At 59.9% G+C, this 22,127-nt stretch carries 21 protein-coding genes; all 21 read right to left on the bottom strand.

Features of this window, described 5'->3' with window-relative positions:
- Positions 1 to 5: 5 nt before the first annotated feature.
- Positions 6 to 539, bottom strand: coding sequence for a YcnI family copper-binding membrane protein (locus GGQ85_RS00445; RefSeq protein ID WP_309772667.1), 534 nt, complete (start codon positions 537 to 539; stop codon positions 6 to 8).
- Positions 536 to 1,078, bottom strand: a complete 543-nt coding sequence (locus GGQ85_RS00440; protein ID WP_309772665.1) for a copper chaperone PCu(A)C — start codon at positions 1,076 to 1,078, stop codon at positions 536 to 538. The genes GGQ85_RS00445 and GGQ85_RS00440 overlap by 4 nt, the downstream gene beginning before the upstream one ends.
- An 84-nt stretch (positions 1,079 to 1,162) precedes the next feature.
- On the bottom strand, positions 1,163 to 3,361 hold the full coding sequence (locus GGQ85_RS00435) for a TonB-dependent receptor family protein (RefSeq protein ID WP_309772663.1): 2,199 nt from the start codon (positions 3,359 to 3,361) through the stop codon (positions 1,163 to 1,165).
- A gap of 90 nt (positions 3,362 to 3,451) precedes the next feature.
- A complete protein-coding gene (locus GGQ85_RS00430; protein ID WP_079446668.1) occupies positions 3,452 to 3,823 on the bottom strand; it encodes a DUF2946 domain-containing protein in 372 nt (123 codons plus the stop codon).
- Between the two features lie 206 nt (positions 3,824 to 4,029).
- A complete protein-coding gene (locus tag GGQ85_RS00425; RefSeq protein ID WP_079446669.1) occupies positions 4,030 to 4,305 on the bottom strand; it encodes a DUF1467 family protein in 276 nt (91 codons plus the stop codon).
- Positions 4,305 to 4,709, bottom strand: a complete 405-nt coding sequence (mce, locus tag GGQ85_RS00420; protein WP_079446670.1) for a methylmalonyl-CoA epimerase — start codon at positions 4,707 to 4,709, stop codon at positions 4,305 to 4,307. Before mce ends, GGQ85_RS00425 begins: the two co-directional genes overlap by 1 nt.
- A gap of 206 nt (positions 4,710 to 4,915) precedes the next feature.
- The gene (locus GGQ85_RS00415; RefSeq protein WP_309772888.1) at positions 4,916 to 6,586 is read right to left on the bottom strand and encodes a ribonuclease J; all 1,671 of its coding nucleotides are present in this window, start codon (positions 6,584 to 6,586) and stop codon (positions 4,916 to 4,918) included.
- Positions 6,586 to 7,398 carry a biotin--[acetyl-CoA-carboxylase] ligase gene (locus GGQ85_RS00410; protein ID WP_309772658.1) on the bottom strand — a complete coding sequence of 271 codons (813 nt, stop codon included), beginning with the start codon at positions 7,396 to 7,398 and terminating at the stop codon, positions 6,586 to 6,588. The genes GGQ85_RS00415 and GGQ85_RS00410 overlap by 1 nt, the downstream gene beginning before the upstream one ends.
- A complete protein-coding gene (gene nuoN, locus GGQ85_RS00405; RefSeq protein ID WP_309772656.1) occupies positions 7,398 to 8,834 on the bottom strand; it encodes an NADH-quinone oxidoreductase subunit NuoN in 1,437 nt (478 codons plus the stop codon). Before nuoN ends, GGQ85_RS00410 begins: the two co-directional genes overlap by 1 nt.
- A gap of 25 nt (positions 8,835 to 8,859) precedes the next feature.
- On the bottom strand, positions 8,860 to 10,368 hold the full coding sequence (locus GGQ85_RS00400; RefSeq protein WP_079446673.1) for an NADH-quinone oxidoreductase subunit M: 1,509 nt from the start codon (positions 10,366 to 10,368) through the stop codon (positions 8,860 to 8,862).
- Between the two features lie 2 nt (positions 10,369 to 10,370).
- Positions 10,371 to 12,437, bottom strand: coding sequence for an NADH-quinone oxidoreductase subunit L (gene nuoL, locus GGQ85_RS00395; protein ID WP_309772654.1), 2,067 nt, complete (start codon positions 12,435 to 12,437; stop codon positions 10,371 to 10,373).
- Positions 12,438 to 12,520: 83 nt separating this feature from the next.
- Positions 12,521 to 12,829: an NADH-quinone oxidoreductase subunit NuoK gene (gene nuoK, locus GGQ85_RS00390; RefSeq protein ID WP_079446675.1), complete on the bottom strand. Its 309-nt coding sequence runs from the start codon at positions 12,827 to 12,829 to the stop codon at positions 12,521 to 12,523.
- Positions 12,826 to 13,464 carry an NADH-quinone oxidoreductase subunit J gene (locus GGQ85_RS00385; protein WP_309772651.1) on the bottom strand — a complete coding sequence of 213 codons (639 nt, stop codon included), beginning with the start codon at positions 13,462 to 13,464 and terminating at the stop codon, positions 12,826 to 12,828. The genes nuoK and GGQ85_RS00385 overlap by 4 nt, the downstream gene beginning before the upstream one ends.
- 120 nt (positions 13,465 to 13,584) lie before the next feature.
- Positions 13,585 to 14,073 carry an NADH-quinone oxidoreductase subunit NuoI gene (nuoI, locus tag GGQ85_RS00380; RefSeq protein WP_079446677.1) on the bottom strand — a complete coding sequence of 163 codons (489 nt, stop codon included), beginning with the start codon at positions 14,071 to 14,073 and terminating at the stop codon, positions 13,585 to 13,587.
- Between the two features lie 8 nt (positions 14,074 to 14,081).
- Positions 14,082 to 15,152: an NADH-quinone oxidoreductase subunit NuoH gene (gene nuoH / locus GGQ85_RS00375; RefSeq protein ID WP_309772648.1), complete on the bottom strand. Its 1,071-nt coding sequence runs from the start codon at positions 15,150 to 15,152 to the stop codon at positions 14,082 to 14,084.
- Positions 15,153 to 15,157: 5 nt separating this feature from the next.
- Positions 15,158 to 17,233, bottom strand: a complete 2,076-nt coding sequence (nuoG, locus tag GGQ85_RS00370) for an NADH-quinone oxidoreductase subunit NuoG (protein WP_309772646.1) — start codon at positions 17,231 to 17,233, stop codon at positions 15,158 to 15,160.
- A 4-nt stretch (positions 17,234 to 17,237) separates the two neighbouring features.
- On the bottom strand, positions 17,238 to 18,563 hold the full coding sequence (nuoF, locus tag GGQ85_RS00365) for an NADH-quinone oxidoreductase subunit NuoF (protein WP_309772644.1): 1,326 nt from the start codon (positions 18,561 to 18,563) through the stop codon (positions 17,238 to 17,240).
- Entirely contained in the window at positions 18,563 to 19,318 is a 756-nt protein-coding gene (gene nuoE, locus GGQ85_RS00360) for an NADH-quinone oxidoreductase subunit NuoE (protein ID WP_309772643.1), read from the bottom strand. The genes nuoF and nuoE overlap by 1 nt, the downstream gene beginning before the upstream one ends.
- 14 nt (positions 19,319 to 19,332) lie before the next feature.
- Positions 19,333 to 20,295: an FkbM family methyltransferase gene (locus tag GGQ85_RS00355; RefSeq protein WP_309772886.1), complete on the bottom strand. Its 963-nt coding sequence runs from the start codon at positions 20,293 to 20,295 to the stop codon at positions 19,333 to 19,335.
- Positions 20,295 to 21,503 (bottom strand): NADH-quinone oxidoreductase subunit D, encoded by a 1,209-nt coding sequence (locus tag GGQ85_RS00350; RefSeq protein WP_309772641.1) that lies wholly within the window; start codon positions 21,501 to 21,503, stop codon positions 20,295 to 20,297. The genes GGQ85_RS00355 and GGQ85_RS00350 overlap by 1 nt, the downstream gene beginning before the upstream one ends.
- The gene (locus GGQ85_RS00345; protein ID WP_309772639.1) at positions 21,503 to 22,123 is read right to left on the bottom strand and encodes an NADH-quinone oxidoreductase subunit C; all 621 of its coding nucleotides are present in this window, start codon (positions 22,121 to 22,123) and stop codon (positions 21,503 to 21,505) included. The genes GGQ85_RS00350 and GGQ85_RS00345 overlap by 1 nt, the downstream gene beginning before the upstream one ends.
- Between the last annotated feature and the right edge of the window lie 4 nt (positions 22,124 to 22,127).

Genomic DNA, 22,127 nt, shown 5'->3' with positions numbered 1-22,127 from the left:
GATTCTCAGCGTTTGGCTTTCAGTCGAACCACCGGCGCAGGCTTGTGCAGTCCGTCGAGGACCTGTCCGGCCTGTGGGATTTCGATCCAGCGCTCGACCCCCTGTTCGCACTCCTGCACGGCGGAAAAATAAAGGTTCTGCCCCGCCTGGTCCGGGAGTCGGACGACCAGACCGAACATATCATAGAGGCTGTCCGGCAACGGACCCCCACGCCAGGCGACCTCATCCACGACATCTGTGATGGTATTTCCGTGTGGTCCTTGCACCGGCGTTTCGAGCTTTTTGCTCTTGATTTCGACATTCCAGCCCGTCTTCATCTGCGGCTTCGCCGACAGAATGCCTTCCGGCAGCTTGATCCGCAGCGCCGTGGTCGCGCTGCCGTTGCAGCCGTGCGGCACGGTAAAGGTGAGATGTGCATAGCTGTCCGCGGGTGCATCCGCCGGCTGGACCGTGACATGCGCCAGCGCTGCGTTACACGAGATGATTGCGGCAGCCACCGCAACGGCCGAACCTATCCACGATCCTAACGCGCGCGTCACTTCTCGCCTCCATCCTGTGAATGATCCGGCATCTTTTTCATCATCGCTCCACCGGCCGGCACGCCCGGCGCTCGCGCACCGATGCCTTCCACATCGAGCGTGACCGCGACGTTGCCGGCCTTTTCGAATTCGAGCGTCACCGGCACCTTTTCACCCTTTTTGAAGGGATGCTTGAGATCGACCAACATCAGGTGATAGCCGCCCGGCTCCAGCTTGACCGTCTTGCCCGGCTCGACGGCGAGGCCACCCTCGACCTGATGCATTTTCATCACGCCGTTGCTCATGCTCATTTGATGAATTTCGAGCTTGCCGGCTGCATCGGTCGAACCGCCGACAAGTCTATCAGCAACCGCACCTTTGTTCTCGATGGTGAGATATCCGGTACCGACCTTGGCGCCGCCCGCCGTGGCACGAGTCCAGGGCTGAAAAATCACCAGATCGCCGACGCTGGCGGATTCAGCGTGGACCGGCGTCACCAGGCCAAGCGCAGCGACCGCCACGGCGCCGATGATACCGCGAAGCGCCAAACATGATTTCATCACATTCTCCTTTTGGTTCTGTCACAAGAGGACCGTTCGATCATAAGCACTGGTCGAAAAATGCCGATGCGCGCGTACAGGCGTTCACCATCGCACCTTGAACCCAGCATAGACCGCACGCCCAAATCCAGGTTCAAACAATGGTGAGTTCGCGTTGGCCCGATCGATGATCGAACTGGAAGCGATGTAGGCCTTGTTGCCGATGTTGCGGGCCTCGACGTAGCCGGAATATCTGCCGCCGTCGTCAAAACCGGTTTTCAGTCCATAGATCGCATAGCCGTCCGTGCTCAGCGTGTTCGCGCTGTCCACATAATAGCCTTGCGGCACCCATTCGATATTCGGACCAATGTAGTACCCGTTCGGATGCTTGTAGAGCAGCTCGCCTCGGACGAAGTGGCGCGGCGCTCCAGGCAGCAGATTATTGCCGAACACCGGATCATTGCTGAAACGGAAATCGCTGAAGGTATAGGCAATGTTGAGCCAGAGCCGGTCCGGCTGATCGCCGCGCACGAAAAGATTGCGGAAGATCGCAGCGCCTGCGCCGGCCTCGATGCCCTGATGCATCGTGCGATCAGCGTTGGTGACGTTGCAGTTACCGAACGCGCTGAATAGACAAAGCAGTTCGTTGTCGATCTGCGCCCGGTAGTACGTCAGCTCCCAAGTGGCGTCAGGCCGCCCCGCGCGCGTGCCGATCTCGTACGTCGTCGCGCGCTGCGGCCGAATGCTGGTAAAAGGAATGGTCGGAATCCCAGGACCGATCGCACTCTCGCCGTAGCTCGGCACCTCCGCGCTGCGCGAAATGTTGGCAAAAGCCTGCCAGGTCGGATCGATCTGCCACAATAACCCGCCTTTCGGGCTCCACAGGCTGAACTCCGTCCGGCCCGATTGATCGCCGTCGCTCAGGAGGCGGTCTTGCCTGTCGCGCGTCGCGTAAAGAAACTGCGTGCCCGCGACCGCGGCGACGTTCGGCAGGAAATAGAACGAATCCTCGGCATAGACCGAAGTGTTCTTCGAGCGATCGATCGACGACCACAGCAGCTCACCCTTCTGGCCGGCGAGATTGGCGAACTGTTGATTGTCGATCCTGCCATTGATCACGTTGACGCCCGCCACCAGCCGGTTGCGGAAGCCATTGATCATGCGGTCATCGACCGCTCGCACGAACGCGCCATAGTCCTGATAGTGATAATCAAGCCATTGGAAGATCGGGTGCATCAGATGGCGATCGATCCCGAACGCACCGAACTCCACCGTCGTATTATCGAACCGCATGGTGGTCTTGTTACCTATACGCACGGAATCGATATTTCGCTGCCAGTCGCCTGTAAGGTTGTTGACAGCGGCGGTCTCAGGTGACGTCAGCGCCGAAAACTTGCTGACGCTGCCGGGGATGCGTTGCCGCACACTGTTGGCGTTGAGATAAAACCGCGTCTCGAAATCCGGCGAGAATTGATAGCCGACGTTGCCGCTGAGGCGCGTCGCCTGGCCGAAGCTGTGATCGCGAAAGCCATCGCTGCTCTGCGTTGCGGCGGTGATAAAGCCATCCCACGGACCGTTGTTACCTCCGGCCTTGGCCTGCAACCGCCGGAAGCCGAAAGCGCCGGCATCGACGCTGACGCCGTTGATGAACGGGTCGCGGCCGGACGGCGTCACAAAATTGATGGCGCCGCCGAGGGAGTTAGCGCCGAAGCGCAGCGCATTGCCCCCCTTGAAGACTTCGACATACTTATAGGCAGTCGGATCGATTTCCTGGAAATCGCCATAGCCGTCGGACGTGTTGATCGGGATTCCGTCCATATAGAGCTGCACGCCACGTAGATGGAAGTTACGCGACAAGCCCGAACCTCGGATCGACAGCCGGGTGTCGTCGCCCCATTTCGGCTGGACGAACACGCCGGGCACGTATTCCAGCACGTCCTTGATGGTGTTGGCGACAGTCGAGTTCTTGTAGGCATCGGCTATCACTAGCGCGACGCCGCCGGGCGTCTGTTGGATTTCCCGCAGCGCCTGCTGCGCGGTGAGGACCGTCAACGATCCGGGGACGGCGGCCGGAGCAGCGGCCTGCGAAGGAGCCTGTGCATGACGAACGGCCTGATTTGACCGCGGCGTGCTTCGCATGGCGGGCTTTAACTGAGGTTTGTCGGGCTGGGCCGCCATGACTGTTACCGCCGGCAGCGTTACTCCGGATTGCGCGAAAGCCGCGGAAGGCAACATGATCGCAACGGACGTCGCGAGCACACGGCGAAGCCCGCTGCCTCCGACGGAGGCAAGGCAATTGAACATGATAATTTACCTGATACCGGACATGCGCCCGGAGCGTTCGAACGGATTCGGATCGCTGCAAGATCGCAGCAATCGTTCAAAACTCACCGATCAGGAAATAACGGGAGGGCCACGCGCTTGCGCGTTGGAGCCGACCGCCGATGGCGGCAGGACGAAGGTCAGATCGCGCCAGCGGACCGCATTGGCATTCCGTTCGACCTCGACAATGGAGGCTTGCGGGTCAGCAGTCGGGGTCGCGCTACTACCGACACAGCATAATGTACAGCACGCGCCGCTTGCCTTTTGATGGTCCGCCTGACCGTCTTGCGAAATGCTGCCGTCAGTGGCGTGGGAACAGATGGCGCCCGCAGTCGGATCACCCGTCGTGTTGCTCAATGCCCGACAGGCGGCGATTGGTGCGAAAATCTGCACCAGCATCGCAAACATGACGATCGGAAGAAGCCTTCCCAGCCGCCGTCGCATGATCCCCTCAGCCGTTCGCGTTGAGAGCTACCATGGCCGGAGTCGAGTGTCGAGCCGATATCCTACAGGTCGGCGGAGGGGTGTACGAGCGAATACAAGACCACAACGCTCAGCGGTTTTGTATTCTAACGCTGGCCCGGCCTTTCTCTTGAATGCACCAGTATCCGACGCGGCGCCGGGACAGCGCGCGCAGTGCTTCGCGAAAGCTAATCCGAAAAACCCATCAGTCGCGACAACCGCGCCACATTCAGCAGGCCTGAATAATACGACCAGGCCGCGATACCATAGAGCGTCAGTGAAATAATCGTAGTCCAAATCACTTTGCGCAGCATCAACGCCCGCACAGGGGCTCCGGGATCGGTGCCCGGAGCATGCTCGCCGTCTTCATGCTGGCTTCGCACGCCGAACGGCAGCATCAGAAACAGCGTTATCCACCAGAAGACAAAATAGATCGCAACACCGGAGAAAATTGCGGAAACCATCAGGATTGCTCGATCTCGACAAGCGCGCCGGAAAAGTCTTTCGGATGGAAGAAAAGCACCGGCTTGCCATGCGCACCAATCTTGGGCTCGCCGTCGCCGAGAACGCGCGCGCCCTCTGCTATGAGAATATCACGAGTCGCGACGATGTCAGGAACCTCATAGCAGACATGGTGAATACCGCCATCCGCATTACGCTCGACAAACTTCGCAATCGGAGACGTCTCGCCGAGCGGCTGAATGAACTCGATCTTCGTATTTGGCAGAACCGCGAACACTGTGATCACCCCATGCTCGGGCAACGGCAGCGCGGCAGAAATTTCCGCGCCGAAGGCGACGCCGTAAATCTTTGCCGCCTTTTCAGCATCTCTGACGGCGATAGCCACATGATTGAGCCTACCCAGCATGTCATCCCGCAATGCAATGGTTGGATTTAGTTTCGTCGCACCTGCATCACATCCACCTCCATGTCCGGGAAACACCGTCAAGGGGAGACGTTAATCCACTGTACTATAGCGTTTTCGAGCGAAGTGGATACCGGTTCGCGTGAAGAAAACGCGTCAGATCAAAATCATGGAGCCACGCTTCTGATTCCATCAGAAGCGGAAAGGCTCTAAATCACCAGAACGTGAATATAGCAGAGCGGCTTCTTGCCCCACTCTTCCGCGACTGCTGCCCGCACCGCGCGGCGCACTGACTCGGCCATCGCATCCGGATCGCGCCGCCGCGTCCGCGGCAACTCTTTCACCGTCGAGACTACCGTGTCGAAAACGATGTCGTCGAGTATCTCGCCGGCCATATTCTTCTCCGGTATGCCAACGAGATCAACTTCGGGATCCTCAACCAGTTCACCTTTGTCCGTGACAGCAATTGCCACGAACACGCAGCCGGCAAATGCCATGCGCCGCCGCTCGACGACCGCGCGCGACTTTGAATCCTCCAGGATGGAGCCATCCTTGTAAAGCCGCCCTGACGGCAATTCATCGATGATGCCTGGGTCTCCTGGCCCAAGCCGGACCAGATCGCCATTCTTGCAGATCAGAACTTTCGGCACGCCTGAAGCACGCGCCAACTGCGCATGTTCGGAGAGATGCAAAGCCTCGCCGTGCACCGGGATCAGCAGACGTGGACGAACCCAGGAAATCATGTCCCGCAGCTCGTCGCAGCGTGGATGGCCGGACACATGAACAAGTCGGGTGCGATCGGTAATGACCTTGATGCCCTGCGCCACAAGACCGTTGATGATAGCGCCGACGGCTTTCTCATTGCCGGGAATGGTGCGTGAGGAAAAGATCACGGTGTCGCCACCGTTCAGCGTCACCTCCGGATGATCGTCCCGGGCGATGCGGGCAAGTGCCGCCCTGGGTTCGCCCTGACTGCCCGTGCACAACGCCAATACTTTGTCCGCTGGAAGGTGGCCATAGACTTCGGCGCTACGGAAATCCTGTACCCCGTCCATATGCCCGGTCTCGCGCGCGACTTGCACCACGCGCGCCATTGCACGGCCGACCACCACGACCTCGCGTCCTGCCTCACGCGCGGCATCGGCCACCGCGCGCAGCCGTCCGACGTTGGACGCAAACGTTGTCACCGCAACTCGGCCCTTGGCGGCCTTCACCAATTCCGCGATGGTTTTGGCGACTTCGATTTCAGACGGCGAACGCCCATCCCGCACCGCGTTGGTCGAATCGCCGATCAGCGCCAGCACGCCCTCGTCGCCTAGTTCGCGAAAGCGCCGTTCGTCGGTCGGCGGGCCGATGATGGGCGTCGGATCGATCTTCCAATCGCCGGTATGCACAACAATTCCAGCTTCCGTATGGATCGCAAGGGCATGGGATTCCGGAATCGAGTGCGCCACCGGAATGAATTCCACGCCAAAGGGACCGATCCCGATACGCCCTCCCGAAGGTACGATAGTCACAGGGATGTCGGGCGAATTGCGTTCAGCGGCGCATTTGGCCTCGAATAAAGCCGCGCTGAATTTGGTCGCGTAGATCGGGCATCTCAGACGCGGCCACAAATCGATGATTGCGCCGAAGTGATCCTCATGGGCGTGCGTCAGCACCAGACCGACGAGGTTCTTTCGTTCCTGTTCGAGAAACCGGATGTCCGGCATGATGAGATCTATGCCCGGCAAATGTTCCTCGTCGCCGAAGGATACACCGAGATCGACCGCTAGCCAGCTGCGCTGATGACGATTACCGAGCCCGTAGATCGACAGGTTCATGCCGATCTCACCCACGCCGCCGAGCGGGGCGAACAGCAACTCATCAGGCCGCGCTATCATGTTGCTCCGATCGAGGCTGCCGTGCCGAAATGCACATCACCGGCGGAGACGGCAACTCGCGTACCGTCGGAGGTCGCAACGATCAAACAACCGTTTTTGTCGATGGTATCAAACAGGCCGGATACCGTTGACGGGCCGGACTGGACCGAGACCTGTTGGCCGACGCCGGCCGCCCGATCGAGCCACAGGCGCCTGATCTCGCCAAAGCCACGACCCATGTCCCAGATCGCACGAAATTCAGCCCAAGCCTCGCTCAGCGCGCGAAATAAATCCTCCGCGCCGATGTCGATGCCGAGGTCCCTCAGCGCAACCGCCGGATACGGCATTCCCTCAGGCGCAGCAACCACGTTGGTGCCTATGCCGACAACAACGGCCAGACGGTCATGTGCGACCATCTCGGCCTCCAGCAGGATTCCCGCGAGTTTCCTCCCACCTGCCAACACGTCATTCGGCCATTTCAAATGAAATGTCACCTTCTCCGAAACTGGAGATCTCATGCGCGCTTCAAGGCTGACTGCTTGAAGCGCAGCCTCGAGCGCCAACCCTGCCGCAAAACTTAGGGTCGCCGCTACGGCAGGCGAGGTATCGATAACCTCCAGTACGCTGCTGGCCAGATTGCCCTGAGGGGAGATCCAGCTACGCTGCCGGCGACCGCGTCCCGCGGTTTGCTCCGCCGTTACCAGCCAGATCGGACCGGTCTCGCCCGTTCGCGCACGCACCAGCGCTTCGGTGTTAGTCGAGCCGATGCGGTCAAAAACCGCGAGTCGGTAACCAGCCGATGCAGCTCGTGGACCGAGCGAGAATGCCATTAGAACAATGATTTCGCAGCCGCCGTGGCTGCGCTGACCAAGGGTCCCGGATACACGAAGAACAGCATGTTAAAAAGCGCCGTCGCCGCCACCACCGAACGCAATTCGATGTGCACCGCGTCTGTCGCCTCGGCCTGCTCGTCGAAATACATCATCTTGATCACGTTGAGATAGTAGAACGCACCGACGACGCTGGTGATGACGCCGATCACGGATAGGGCAAACAGTCCCGCCTTGATGGCCGCGCTGAAAACATAGAATTTGGCAAAGAAACCGGCCAACGGCGGGATTCCGGCGAGCGAAAACAGCAGCATCGCAAAGAAAAAAGCCAGCAGCGGATTGGTTCGCGATAGCCCCGCGAAATCGCTGATCTGCTCCAGGGCCTGACCGTTACGGCTCATCGCGAGAATGACAGTAAAGGCCCCGAACGTCATCACGGTATAGATGACCAGATACAGCACGACGCCCTGCGCGCCTTCGACCGTGCCGGCAGCAAGACCGACCAGTGCAAAACCCATGTGGCCGATCGACGAATAAGCCATCAGGCGTTTGATGTTGCGTTGTCCGATCGCGCCGAACGACCCCAGCGCCATGGACGCGATCGCCACGAAAACCACGATCTGCTGCCACTCGGCGACGACCCCGGAGAATGCCGTCAGCACCACGCGGGTAAACACAGCCATCGCCGCGATCTTCGGCGCCGAGGCGAAGAATGCCGTGACCGGCGTCGGCGCTCCTTCATAGACATCGGGCGTCCACATATGGAATGGCACCACCGACACCTTGAAGCAAAGGCCAGCCAGCAGAAAGACAAGGCCGAACACAACGCCGATGCTACCGGTCTTCGCAGCGGCTGCAATGCCAGCAAAGCTGACCGTTCCCGTGAAGCCATAGATTAGCGAAGCGCCATACAGCAACATCCCGGACGCCAGAGCGCCAAGGACGAAGTATTTCAAACCCGCTTCGGTTGACTTGACGTTGTCACGGTTGCTCGCCGCTACCACGTAGAGCGCAAGGCTCATCAATTCGAGCCCGAGATACAGCATGATCAGGTCGGCCGCCGAAATCAGCACCATCATGCCGACCGTCGAAAGCATCACCAGAATTGCGAACTCGAACATCCGACGGGACTGGTCCTCGAGAAACTCCCGGGACAGAACGAGCGTCGCCGCAGAGCCGAGCAAGGCAAGTATCTTCAGAAACCGAGCGAACTCATCGACGATGAAGCTGCCGCCGAACGTCATCAGCCTGCCGTGCGGCAACAGATACTCAATCACGCCGGTCCCGATCAGAAAACAGATCGCAAGACCGGTCACGAGGCCGGCTGCACGCTGGCCGCACCATGCCCCTATCAACAGCAACACCATCGCGCCGACCGCCAGAATAATTTCCGGCAATACGGGAAGCAGTTGATACCCAGCGGCCTCAAACATCATAGCTGGCATCCCTGACCTGCCGCGATCATGGCAGCGCCGCAGCCTTGATGGCGGCGGTCGCGCTTGCGTAATTATTGACAAGATTTTGTACGGAAGCCGCCGAGAAATCGAGCACCGGCTTCGGATAAACGCCGAACAGGATCGTCAGCACCACAAGCGGCGCCAGCGTCAAGCCCTCGCGGAAAGTAAGATCCTTAATGGTCGCAAGCGACGGTTTGACCAGCGCCCCGAACACGATCTTGCGATAGAGCCACAAAGCGTAGGCGGCTGACAGGATCACGCCGAGCGTTGCCGCGACCGCTGTGGGAATGTTGACCTTGAAGGTGCCGATCAGCGCAAGGAATTCCCCGACAAATCCGGACGTTCCGGGCAGTCCGACATTGGCCATCGTGAAGACGAGAAACACCATCGCATAAAGGGGCATCCGGTTGACAAGCCCGCCATAGGACGCGATCTCGCGCGTGTGCATTCGGTCATAAACCACACCGACACAGAGAAACAGCGCGCCCGACACGATCCCGTGCGACACCATCTGGAATACGCCGCCGTGAACTCCTTGCATGGTGCCGGCAAAAATTCCCATGGTCACGAATCCCATGTGAGCTACCGACGAATAAGCAATCAGCTTCTTCATGTCCTCCTGCATCAGGGCCACCAACGAGGTGTAGACGATCGCGACAGCGGAGAGAACGAAGACCAGCGGCGCGAAGTCATGCGACGCAAGCGGAAACATCGGCAGCGAAAAGCGCAGGAAGCCGTAGCCCCCCATCTTCAGCAAAATAGCTGCAAGGATCACCGATCCCGCCGTGGGTGCTTCGACATGTGCATCCGGAAGCCAGGTGTGCACGGGCCACATCGGCATCTTGACCGCGAACGATGCAAAGAAGGCAAGCCACGCCCACATCTGCAGATTGTACGGAACGGATGTGCGCATCAGCGTCGGAATGTCGGTCGTTCCTGCATTCCAGTAGAGCGCCATGATGGCCAGTAGCATCAGAACCGAGCCGAGCAGCGTATAGAGGAAGAACTTGAAGGTGGCATAGACCCGGCGCGGACCGCCCCAGATCCCGATGATCAGGAACATCGGGATGAGGCCGCCTTCAAAGAATACGTAGAACAGCAGCAGGTCGAGCGCCGAGAACGTGCCAGTCATCAGCGTTTCCAGAAGCAGAAACGCCATCATGTAGGCAGGCACGCGACGGGTAATCGATTTCCAGCTTGCGATGATGCATAGCGGCATCAACGCCGTGGTGAGAATGACGAACGGCAGCGAGATGCCATCGACGCCCATGTGGTAGCGAATGCCGGTGGCAAGCCAGGTCGCCTGCTCGACGAACTGGAATCCCGTATCGGTTGGATCGAAGCGCGCAACCAGGATCAGCGACACCGCGAGGGTGACGATCGTAGTCCACAGCGCAATCCAGCGCGCGGTGCGGTTGGCGGCTTCGTCGCTGCCACGAGCCATCACGTAAATCAGAACCGCGCCGACCGCCGGCAGAAAGGTCGTGACAGACAGAATGGGCCAGGTCGTCATTCTTACCGGCCTCCCGAGAACATGAACCAGGTGATCAGGCCGGCGACGCCCATCAGCATTGCGAACGCATAGTGATAAAGGTAGCCGGTCTGTAGCCTGACGACATTGCGGGTGACATCAAGCACACCCGCCGAGACGCCATCGGGGCCGAATCCGTCAATGACGAAGCCATCGCCCTTCTTCCACAGAAAGCGACCAAGCCACTTGGCCGGACGCACGAAGATCACCTCATAGAGCTCGTCGAAGTACCACTTGTTGAGCAGAAACTGGTAGAGCATCGGGTGCTCGCGGGCGAGTTGGACCGGCACGTCGGGGCGACGGATATAGAACAGCCACGCCACCGCAAACCCCAAAATCATCATCGCCGTCGGCAGGTAGGCGATTGCCTTTGGAATATGGTGCATTTCCTCAAGGATGTGCGGATGCATCTTCACGGATTCCCGGAAGAACTCTTCGACCCCGTGCCCGGTGAATAGTTCCTTGAAGGGAAAGCCTGCGAGGATCGAGCCCGCGGCAAGAATTCCGATCGGAATTAGCATCCAGATCGGGCTTTCATGCGCAGCCTTATAGTGCGCCTGATCGTGAGGCCGGCCGTGGAAGGTCTTGAAGATCAACCTCCACGAATAGAAGGAGGTCAGGCCGGCAGCAACCACGGTCATGAGGAAACCGTAGTACGCGAAGGGGTTGTGAGACACATAGGCGGATTCGATAATCGCGTCCTTTGAAAAATAACCCGCCGTCAGCGGAAATCCTGTCAGCGCCAGCGTACCGATCACCATCACGAAGTAGGTATAAGGAATGCGATCCTTCAGACCACCCATATTGCGGATGTCCTGCTCATGATGCATCGCATAAATCACCGATCCCGAACCCAAGAACAGCAGCGCCTTGAAGAAGGCGTGAGTGAACAGGTGGAACATTCCAACGGTGTAGGCTCCTGCTCCCATTGCCACGAACATGTAGCCGAGCTGCGAGCAGGTCGAATACGCCACGATGCGCTTGATGTCGTTTTGCACGAGACCGACCGTCGCCGCGAAGATCGCCGTGGTCGCACCGATGAACATCACGAAAGCCTGCGCATCCGGCGCCAGTTCAAACAGGGGCGACAGCCGCGCCACCATGAACACCCCCGCCGTCACCATGGTCGCTGCGTGAATTAGTGCCGATACTGGTGTTGGTCCTTCCATGGCGTCGGGCAGCCAGGTGTGCAACAGGAACTGGGCCGACTTGCCCATGGCGCCCATGAACAGCAACAGGCAGATTAAAGTCAGGGCGTTGACGTCCCAGGCAAGGAAGTGAACCTTCGTCCCGGCCAAGCCCGGCGCCGCGCTGAAGATGGTGTCGAAATCAGTCGAACCGATCAGCATGAACACCGCGAAAATGCCGAGCGAAAAGCCGAAGTCTCCGACACGGTTGACCACGAACGCCTTGATCGCCGCCGCATTAGCCGACGGCTTCTGATACCAGAATCCGATCAGCAGATAGCTAGCGAGACCGACGCCTTCCCAACCGAAGAACAGTTGGACCAGGTTGTCCGACGTCACCAGCATCAGCATCGCGAAGGTGAACAGCGACAGATAGCCGAAAAATCGCGGCCGGTTGGGATCCTCGTCCATGTAGCCGATGGAATAGAAGTGCACCAGCGACGACACCGTGGTGACGACAACGAGCATCACCGCCGTCAGCGTATCCACCCGTAACGACCAACCCACCTGAAGATCGCCGGAGGAAATCCAGGAGAAGAGCGCAATCCGTGCGTCATGATGCATGAAGCCGACGTCGACCAGCGTCGCCCATGACAGGACTGCCGATGCAATCAAAAACGCGGTCGTGATCAGTTCGGCGGCGCGCGATCCAGCAGCCGGAGGCTCGCTGACATGATGGTCGTCGTGACCGTGGGCGTCACCGTGCCCATGTTCATCATGCACAGCCGCCGCGTGAGCATGACCATGGTCGTCGTGATGATCGACTGAATCACCGCTGGGATTGCGCCCATGCGCGCCCACCAATGCAATCAGCGCGGCGAGGATCGCGCCGATCAGCGGCAAGAAGACGATTGCCTCGATCATGCATCCACCTCACGAAGCATGATCTCGCAACCAATGCATCCATTGGCCGGAGAAAGCCGGTCCTCACTTTTCCGGATCATGCTTCAGCCCTTCATCAGATTGACGTCCTCAACCGCGATCGAACCGCGGTTGCGGTAATACACAACGAGAACAGCAAGGCCGATCGCCGCCTCGGCCGCGGCAACCGTGAGCACTAGTAGCGTAAACACCTGTCCGACGATGTCGCCCAAAAACGCCGAAAAAGCCACCAGGTTGATATTGACGGCCAGCAAAATCAATTCCACCGACATCAGGATGATGATGATGTTCTTGCGATTGAGAAAGATGCCGAGAGTCCCCAGCGTGAAAAGGATCGCGCCAACCGCCAGATAGTGTCCGAGGCCGATTGTCATTTCACCCACTCCGCTGAGTCAGCGTCCTGCAATCCCTGCCCCGAGGCAACCTGGCGCACGCCCATAGCCATCTCGGGAGTCCGCGCGTTCTGGACATTGATATCCTGACGCTTGACGCTGGCCCTGTGTCGCAGCGTCAGGACGATGGCGCCGATCATGGCCACCAGCAACACCATGCCGGCGAGCTGGAAATAATGAATGTACTTCGTGTAGAGCACGAGACCGAGCGCCTCGGTGTTGCTGACGTCGCCCGGAATGGCCGCCGTGATCGATTTCGTGACCGTCGGATTGAGGGTCCAGCCCCCGACAACGAGCAGCAGTTCCAGCAAAAAGATCGCTGCGATCACCAAACCGAACGGCAAATATTCAAGAAAGCCCTCTCGTAATTCGGTGAAGTCGACGTCCAGCATCATGATGACGAAGAGGAACAACACCGCGACCGCGCCGACATAGACCACGATGAGGATCATCGCGATAAATTCCGCGCCTAACAGGATGAACAGACCGGCGGCGTTGACGAACGCCAGAATGAGGAACAGCACCGAGTGCACGGGATTGCGCGACGAAATGACCATCGCGGCAGATGCAACGCACACGCCGGCGAACAGATAGAAGAACAGCGCTGGAAGGATCATGCGATACCTCCGCCAGCCAGTTGCAACCTTGCCACGCGGAGAACACACCCCCTCCCCCCTTGTCGGGGCGGGAGAACGGAGGCAACGCCCCATACTACAATGCGATTGAACATACCCACCTTACCGATACGGCGCGTCAAGTTCGATCGCTTTCGCGATCTCACGTTCCCAGCGGTCGCCGTTGGCGAGCAGCTTGGCCTTGTCATAATAAAGCTCCTCGCGGGTCTCGGTCGCGAATTCAAAATTCGGCCCTTCGACGATCGCATCGACCGGACAGGCCTCCTGGCACAACCCGCAATAGATGCATTTCACCATATCGATGTCGTACCGCACTGTGCGGCGGGTGCCGTCGTTGCGGCGCGGACCGGCCTCGATGGTAATGGCCTGCGCAGGGCAGATCGCCTCGCACAGCTTGCAGGCGATGCAACGCTCCTCGCCGTTTGGATAACGGCGCAGCGCGTGCTCACCGCGGAAGCGTGGCGAGATCGGATTCTTCTCGAAGGGATAGTTGATGGTCGGCTTCGGTTTGAAGAAATACCTCATAGTGAGGAAAAACGCCGAGATGAATTCGGTCAGCAGGAGCGAACGGGCTGTTGCATTGATACTCATGACAAATCTCAATTCGGCGCGATGCCAGCGAACTGCAACACGCCAGCTACGATCACCACCATCGCCAGCGACAGCGGCAGAAACACCTTCCAGCCGAGCCGCATCAGTTGATCATAGCGGTAGCGCGGCACGATCGCCTTCGCCATCGCGAACAGGAAGAACATAAAAAACAGTTTCAGCGAGAACCAGACGACGCCAGGCACCCAGTTGAACGGTGGCAAGTCGACCGGCGGCAGCCAGCCGCCCATGAAAAGGATCGCTCCCATCGCGCACATGGTGGTGATCGCGACGTACTCGCCGAGCATGAACAACAGATACGGCGTCGAGCCGTACTCGACCATGAAGCCCGCGACGAGTTCGGATTCCGCCTCGACGAGATCGAACGGCGGGCGATTGGTCTCGGCCAAAGCCGAAACGTAAAACACTACAAACATCGGCAGCAGCGGCAGCCAGTACCAGTTCAGGAACGTCAGCCACGGCAATCCGATCAGGCTGGCCAACCCGCGGGTATGCTGCGCCTCGACGATGGCAGAGAGGTTCAGTGAACCTGCGCAAAGCAAAACCGTGATGATGACGAAACCGATCGACACCTCGTAGGAGACCATCTGCGCCGCCGAACGCAAAGCGGCGAGAAACGGATATTTCGAGTTCGACGCCCAGCCGCCCATGATGATGCCGTAAATCGACAGCGACGAGATCGCGAAGATGTAGAGAATCCCGACATTGATGTCGGAAATGACCCAGTTCAGATTGACCGGGATCACCGCCCACGCCGCCAGCGCCAGCACGCAGGAGACCAGCGGCGCCAGAAGGAACACGCCCTTGTTGGCGCCGGAGGGAATAATCGGTTCCTTCAGCACAAATTTCAGAAGATCGGCGAACGACTGAAACAGACCCCACGGTCCGACAACATTGGGACCTCGCCGGATCTGCACCGCGGCCCAGATTTTTCGGTCGGCGAGCAGAATGTAGGCGATTGCTATCAGCAGAACGACGAGCAGCAGCAGGCTCTGCGCCACCATCACGATCAGGGGCCAGAGAAAGTCCGTCCATAATGGCATTGCGAAGAAATCGGCCATCACGCTTACTCCGCTGCCGTCAGCATACGACCCGACGCAAGCCGCGAGCATTCGGCCATCACGGCCGAGGCCCGCGCGATCGGGTTGGTCAGATAATAGTCGTCAATCGCAGGCTTGAACGGCGACTTCTCGATACTGCCGCCCTTGCCCACCAGATCTTTGATCGCGCGGATATCGCCGGCCTCGATCTGGTCGATCCGCATCAGATGCGGCACTGTCTTGAACATCGCCTGCCGCAGGGCGGCCAGCGAGTCATAACCCAGGGTCTTGCCTAGCATTTCGGACAGCGCACGAATGATCGCCCAGTCCTCTCGCGCCTCGCCGGGCGGGAAGCTCGCCCGGTTCGCCATCTGGACCCGGCCTTCCGTGTTGACATAAATGCCGGTCTTTTCGGTGTAGGCTGCGCCTGGCAAAATGACGTCCGCGCGGTGAGCGCCGGCATCGCCGTGTGTTCCGATATAGACGACGAATACCCCGTCCGGCACTTTGATCTCGTCTGCGCCGAGCGAAAACAAAACGTCGAGCCCGCCCGGCGCAGTCATCCGCCCTGCGTTCAAACCACCCTTCCCCGGCACGAAGCCGAGGTCCAGCGCGCCTACCCGCGACGCCGCATCGTGAAGAACGGCAAATCCGTTCCAGTCGTCGTTCAGCCCACCGATATCAACGGCAAGTTTGGCCGCTGCCGCGAGAATTGCCGCGCCGTCAGGCCGGGACGTTGCAGCACCGCCGACCAGTATGATCGGATAATTGGCGCCCTTTAGTGCATCGAGGAACTTGTTCTTCCCCGCAGCGAGGTCCGCAAGCGAATCTGCGCCGGCGCCGAGATAGTCATACTCGTAGGTCAGATCGGCTCGCTCTCCGATCACACCTATCTTGAGCTGACCCGTCCGCCAGCGCTTGCGGATGCGCGCGTTGAGGATCGCCGCTTCCTTGCGCGGGTTGGACCCGACGATCAGCAGCGCGTCGGCCTGCTCGATGCCGGCGATGGTTGGGTTAAAGATGTAGGACGCCCGCCCCCGCGCGGGATTGAAGGCGTCGCCTCCCTGCACCGCCATGTTGACCGAGCCGAGTTTTGACAGCAGATCCTTAAGCGCGAACAATTCCTCGACAGCAGCAAGATCGCCGGCAACCGCGCCGATCCGCTTTCCGTCGGTCCCCTTCACCTTCGCAGCAATCGCCTTGAATGCTTCCGGCCACGAGGCCGGGCGCAACGCGCCGTTCTCGCGAATGTAGGGGCGATCGAGCCGCTGGGTGCGAAGCCCGTCGACGATGTGGCGGGTCTTGTCCGAGATCCACTCCTCGTTCACGGCACCGTTGAAGCGCGGCAAGATGCGCATCACCTCGCGTCCGCGCGTATCGACGCGGATGGCTGAGCCAACCGCGTCCATGACGTCAATGGATTGAGTCTTTCCGAGCTCCCATGGCCGGGCGGCGAATGCGTAGGGCTTCGATGTCAAAGCGCCGACCGGACAGATATCGACGAGGTTGCCTTGCAATTCCGACGTGAGCGCACTTTCGAGGTAGGTCGTGATCTCCATGTCCTCGCCGCGGCCGGTCGCGCCCATTTCCGGCGCGCCGCATATCTCGGCGGAGAAGCGAACGCAGCGCGTACACTGGATGCAGCGGTTCATCGAAGTCTTGACCAGTGCACCGAGATACTTGTCTTCGACCGCGCGTTTGTTCTCGGCGAAACGCGAAGTATCGACGCCGTACCCCATCGCTTGATCTTGCAAATCGCACTCGCCGCCCTGATCGCAGATCGGACAGTCAAGCGGATGGTTGATCAGCAGGAACTCCATCACGCCTTCGCGCGCCTTCTTCACCATCGGTGATCGCGTGGAGATTTGCGGCGGTTCACCGTTGGGACCGGGACGGCAATCGCGTACGCCCCAGGCGCAACTCGCGACCGGCTTCGGACCACCCTTCACTTCGACAAGGCACATCCGGCAGTTGCCGGCGATCGACAGCCTCTCATGATAGCAGAAGCGTGGAATCTCGGCGCCGGCGGCCTCGCACGCCTGCAAGAGCGTATACTCTGCCGGCACGTCGATCTCTTTGCCGTCGATGATAAGCTTCGTCATGGCTCTACTCCGCCGCAACCATATGGGCGGGATCGAGGATGCCCTGATCGTCGCGGTCGGCCTTGTGCGAATACTGGTCGATGCGCGCCTCGATTTCGTGCCGGAAATGCGCGATGAGACCCTGAATCGGCCAGGCCGCCGCATCACCCAGCGCGCAGATGGTGTGACCCTCGACCTGCTTGGTGACTTCGAGCAGCATGTCGATCTCGCGCTTGTGGGCGCGGCCGTCAGCCATCCGGGTCAGCACCCGCCACATCCAGCCGGTCCCTTCCCGGCACGGCGTACACTGACCGCAGCTCTCGTGCTTGTAGAAATAGGAAATGCGCGCGATCGCCCGGATCAAGTCGGTCGACTTGTCCATGACGATGACCGCCGCGGTGCCGAGGCCGGAGCGCAGCTTGCTGAGGCTGTCGAAATCCATCGGCGTATCGATGATCTGCTCAGCCGGCACCATGCGCACCGACGAGCCGCCCGGAATGACTGCCTTGAGATTGTTCCAGCCGCCGCGGATGCCACCGCAATGGGTATCGATCAATTCGCGGAACGTGATCCCCATCGCCTCTTCGACATTGCAGGGGCGCTCGACGTGGCCCGAAACACAAAACAGCTTGGTGCCGACATTGTTGGGTCGGCCGATGGCGGCGAACCAGGCCGCGCCGCGGCGCAGGATATCCGGCGCCACCGCGATCGACTCGACGTTGTTCACCGTGGTTGGGCAACCGTAAAGACCGACATTGGCCGGGAACGGCGGCTTCAGCCGAGGCTGACCCTTCTTGCCTTCGAGGCTCTCCAGCAGCGCCGTCTCCTCGCCGCAGATGTAGGCCCCTGCACCATGTGCGACGTAGAGATCAAACGGGAAGCCATGAATGTTATCCTTGCCGATCAGCCGGGCCTCGTAGGCCTCGTCGATGGCGGCCTGAAGATGTTCGCGCTCGCGGATGAATTCACCGCGAATGTAAATATAGCCAGCATGGGCACCCATGCCGACGCCGGCCAACAGACAACCTTCGATCAGCAGATGCGGATCGTGCCGCATGATCTCGCGGTCCTTGCAGGTGCCGGGCTCGGACTCGTCGGCATTGACGACGAGATAGCTCGGGCGGCCGTCGGCGTTGTCTTTCGGCATGAAGGACCATTTCATGCCGGTCGGGAATCCGGCCCCGCCGCGGCCACGCAGGCCCGAGGCCTTCATCTCACTGACGATCCAGTCGCGGCCCTTGTCGACGATCGCTTTGGTGCCGTCCCACGCACCACGGCGGCGCGCGCCGGCCAGCCGCCAGTCATCGAGACCATAGAGATTTCGGAAGATGCGATCCTTGTCGTCGAGCATCAGGTCTTGCCCTTTTTGGTCGCGTCATCGGCGGGCGGCTTCGGCGCAGGGCTTTCCCGCCGGCTCGCGGAATCGGTCGGCTTCTTGGCGTCCGCATCCGTCAATGCCGGCTGAACACCGCCGCGCGATCTTCCCTCGCCTTTCGCAGCCGCCGTATTCAATGTGGTCGGACCGCCGACCGGCGCGGAAAACTGGCGGTCGATCTGAGGACCGGGCTTCGGCGGCTGGCCCGAGGCAAACCCGTCCAGCACCTTGCCGAAGTTCTCCTTCGTCAAATCTTCGTAAGTGTCCTTCCAGATCAATACCATCGGCGCGTTGACGCAGGCACCGAGGCACTCGACCTCTTCCCACGAGAAGTCGCCATCCTTCGAAAGATGAAACGGCTCGTGATGGATGCGGCTTTTGCAGACGGCGAGAATGTCCTCAGCGCCCCGCAGCCGGCAAGGCGTGGTGCCGCAGACCTGAATGTGAGCCTTTTTGCCGACCGGTTGCAACTGGAACATCGTGTAGAAGGTCGCGATTTCCAGCATCCGGATGTAGGGCATGTCGAGCATGTCAGCGACGACGCGGATCGCTGCCTCGGAGATCCAGCCGCCATTCTGCTCCTGCGCGCGCCACAAGATAGCGATGGATGCGGAGGCTTCGCGGCCCTTCGGATATTGCGCGATCTGCTTTTTGGCCCATGCGAGGTTTTCCTCGCTGAAGGCGAAACACTCGGGCTGTTGTTCTTTCGGTGCCAGGCGGCGAACGGACATCGTACTCTAGTCTCTCAATGAACACGTTGCGACGCGGTCGCGTTCAGGCGACGAAAACGATCTTTCCAGAATGCGCTCGAGGTTCCGAACACGTTGTATCCAACGTGGGAGGCAACCTTGATGCGGTCCAAAATGGAAAGTTCGGTTAACGTCTCGAAACGATCACTGGCCGGATCGTGCACGATCAGATCTAGCGGCGTCTGCTCAAGAATATAGCGCGATACGGTGTGATTTCGGTCGTTGCCGTGTTCCTCGCATAGGATCACGGCATCACCCTGCAGCACGCGGGTGCCGCCCTTGATGGCTTCGATCTCAACGCCTTCGACGTCAAGCTTGATGAGGTACTTGCCGTCAGGTGAAATCTTGCCGTCATCGAGTAGATTATCTAGCGCCACCACTGGCACAACTTCGCCGCCGGCATCCGCGCCGCCGGCGATGCTGAAGGCCTCGTGCTTGGTGCCGGACAGGCGCGCGGTGCCGCGCGTCGCGCCAATGGCGCTCTGCATCACCTCGAAGCGACTGCCATTGATCTTTGCATTGTTCGAAAGCCTGGCGAAATTCTTGGACGACGGCTCAATCGCGATCGCCTTGCGTGATCCGAACGGCTTGCTGGACACCAGCACCGACCAGTAACCGTAGTTAGCGCCGCAATCGAGCAGCGTGTAATCGACGTCGGCGGAATCGCGAAACAGCAACTCAAGTTCGTCTTCATACTTGAAGGAGCGATTGAGCAGCTTGCTCCAATAGCCGTCGCCATAGGGAAACGCGAAAGTAGCATCGGGATTGAGCCTGACGGCGATATCCCGCTCCGGCAAGGTTTTGCGCAGCAGGTTGGCGCAGCTGTTGTAGCCGCGATGCGAGAACAGCGACGACACCTTGGAGCCAGCCACCAGCGCCAGCGCAGCCACGCGCTCCCAGGCGTTCGCTCCCTGAAGAACGCCGGAGGTTCGGTCGAATTGGATCGGCGGCTGTGCGATCACCGGTCAACCTCTCCGAACACGATGTCAAGCGAACCAAGAATAGCGGACACATCCGCTAGCAGGTGCCCCCTGCAGATGAAATCCATCGCTTGCAGATGCGCAAAACCCGGCGCGCGGATCTTGCACTTGTAGGGCTTGTTGCTGCCGTCGGAGACGAGATAGACGCCGAACTCTCCCTTGGGCGCTTCCACGGCCGCATAGATCTCACCTGCCGGAACGTGGAAACCCTCGGTGTAAAGCTTGAAGTGATGGATCAAAGCTTCCATCGAGCGCTTCATCTCGCCGCGACGGGGCGGGAAAATCTTGTTGTCTTCGACCGCTACCGGTCCCTGCCCGTCGGGAGCGCGCAGCTTGGCGATGCACTGCTTCATGATGCGAACCGACTGCCGCATCTCTTCCATGCGAATGAGATAGCGATCGTAGCAGTCGCCGTTCTTTCCGATCGGAATATCGAAGTCCATTTCGGCGTAGCATTCGTAGGGCTGCGCCTTGCGCAAATCCCAGGCCGCTCCGGAGCCGCGAACCATGACGCCGGAAAAGCCCCATTCCCAGGCCTGCTTCAACGTCACCACGCCGATATCGACGTTGCGTTGCTTGAAGATGCGGTTGGCGGTCAACAGCCTGTCGAGGTCGGCGACAACCTGGAGGAACGGATCGCACCAGGCGTCGATGTCATCGATCAGCTTTGGCGGCAGATCCTGATGCACGCCGCCGATGCGGAAATACGCGGCATGCATCCGCGAGCCGGACGCGCGCTCGTAGAAGAGCATGAGCTTCTCACGTTCCTCAAAACCCCACAGTGGCGGGGTCAGCGCGCCGACATCCATCGCCTGCGTGGTGACGTTGAGGAGATGCGAAAGAATGCGTCCGATCTCGCAATAGAGCACCCGGATCAACTCGCCGCGTCGCGGCACTGCGATCCCAAGCAGTCTCTCGGCCGCGAGACAGAACGCGTGCTCCTGATTCATCGGCGCGACATAATCGAGCCGATCGAAATACGGGATCGCCTGAAGATAGGTCTTTTGCTCGATCAGCTTCTCGGTGCCGCGGTGAAGCAGGCCGATGTGCGGATCGACGCGCTCCACCACCTCGCCATCCAACTCCAGCACCAAGCGCAAAACGCCGTGGGCCGCCGGATGCTGCGGGCCGAAATTGATGGTGAAGTTACGCATACCGGGAGTTACGGCACCAAGTGCTTCCGTCATCAGCTACCCGCCTTGCCGCCCGTCGCCTTCTCATCACCCGGCAACTGATAGTCAGCGCCCTCCCAAGGTGACATGAAATCGAACTTGCGAAATTCTTGGTTGAGACGCACGGGCTCGTACACGACCCGCTTCTCGGCGTCGTCGTAGCGCACCTCGACGAAGCCCGTCAGCGGAAAATCCTTTCGCAGCGGATGTCCGTCGAATCCATAATCGGTCAACAAACGCCGCATGTCGGGATGGCCAGTGAAGATCACGCCGTAAAGGTCGTAGGCCTCCCGTTCGAACCAGTCCGCGCCGGGAAACACGTCGATCAACGAGGGAACCTGGGTGGTCTCCGAAGCGTGAGCACGCAAGCGGATGCGCGCGTTCAGCGTCGGCGACAGGAAATGATAGACCACATCAAAGCGCTTCTCACGGCCGGGATAGTCGACCGCGGTCACGTCGATGAAGTTGACGAAGCGGCAGCGCTGATCGTCGCGGATGAAACGAGCGACCTCGACAATCTTCGCCGCCTCAACCGTCACGGTCAGTTGACCGAACGACACGGAATGATCCGTGGCCGCGCCCGGAAGCGTGGCGACGATCATCTGGCCCAAGGCATCGAGCCTGCTCTCGTCCATCCCT

The sequence above is a fragment of the Nitrobacter vulgaris genome (genome assembly GCF_031453995.1).
In the GTDB taxonomy this organism is placed as follows: domain Bacteria; phylum Pseudomonadota; class Alphaproteobacteria; order Rhizobiales; family Xanthobacteraceae; genus Nitrobacter; species Nitrobacter vulgaris.
This window is presented reverse-complemented; position numbering and strand designations above follow the sequence as displayed.